Source organism: Priestia sp. SIMBA_032, assembly GCF_046535215.1.
GTDB classification, from domain to species: domain Bacteria; phylum Bacillota; class Bacilli; order Bacillales; family Bacillaceae_H; genus Priestia; species Priestia aryabhattai.
The window spans coordinates 1-360 of record NZ_JAWRXD010000244.1; the positions used below are offsets into that span (position 1 = coordinate 1).

The window sequence follows — 360 nt, forward strand, 5'->3', positions numbered from 1 at the left end:
GCGACACGACCCGGGCTGCCATACCGACCGGGAGTCCGGAGCGCAGGCAGACCGCGAACAGGTCGTACCCGGCTGCGGCGGCGAAGGGATCGTCGGCTTGGGCTCTGGCCCCCAGCCAGCGCGGCTCCCGGTTGCGTTCACGTCGCACCGGCGGGCCGAGCACCCGGTAGGTGATCCATACCGGCGCCGGCCACACGACAATCGCTGTCGCGCAGGCCAGCGCCGCCACGACCCACCCCGTCATGACCCGGCGACCTTTCCGACAATCCGCCTCGACCACAACAAGCCCGCGCAGACCAGACCGACGCCGAGTACCAGTAGAACGCCTCCGAACCCGCCGCCGAGCAGGACCGACAACGG

At 71.1% G+C, this 360-nt stretch carries 1 protein-coding gene; it reads right to left on the bottom strand.

Translation table 11 applies throughout. From position 1 onward, the window contains the following. A partial coding sequence (locus SB717_RS34200) for a hypothetical protein (RefSeq protein ID WP_486360783.1) occupies positions 1–244 on the bottom strand: 244 nt, incomplete at its 3' end. Positions 245–360 lie beyond the last annotated feature (116 nt).